The 438-nt window shown below is 37.4% G+C and carries 1 protein-coding gene; it reads right to left on the bottom strand.

Translation table 11 applies throughout. The features are described from left to right. Positions 1–430: YSIRK-type signal peptide-containing protein (locus A6F49_RS17435; RefSeq protein WP_150119521.1), on the bottom strand; the 430-nt coding region annotated here is incomplete at its 3' end. Positions 431–438: the final 8 nt, after the last annotated feature.

Below are 438 nucleotides of genomic sequence, written 5' to 3'. Positions count from 1 at the left end.
GTCTTTGATCTCCGCTATTGTCTTGAGATTGTGTCGTTTCCTTAACTTGAGGTTTCGCTTCTTCCTTAACTACCTCTTCTTTAACTGTTTCTAAATTTGCTGGTTGTGCAGTTTGTGGTGCTTGTACTGCTTGTACTGCTTTTGGTGCTTTTTCAGTTGTTACTTGTGTTGCGTTTGACGGTTGTTCTGTTGCTGTTGCGCTGTATGATTGTGTTTCATCTATAGTATTAACGTTAGTTGTAGTTGTTTGTGTTTCGTTTACTTTATTATCAGTAGCTGAATTCCCATTTTCTTCTACTGTAGTTGTCTTTTGTTCTGATGCTGCAGCTTCTTTATCTTGTCCCATCCCAACAACGATCATTGTTCCTAAGAATACTGATGCTGCTCCCAATTTATGTTTTCTAATGCCGTACCTAAGATTGTTTTTCACTATAATAT

The sequence above is a fragment of the Enteractinococcus helveticum genome (genome assembly GCF_001657475.1).
Lineage (GTDB): Bacteria > Actinomycetota > Actinomycetes > Actinomycetales > Micrococcaceae > Yaniella > Yaniella helvetica.
This window is presented reverse-complemented; position numbering and strand designations above follow the sequence as displayed.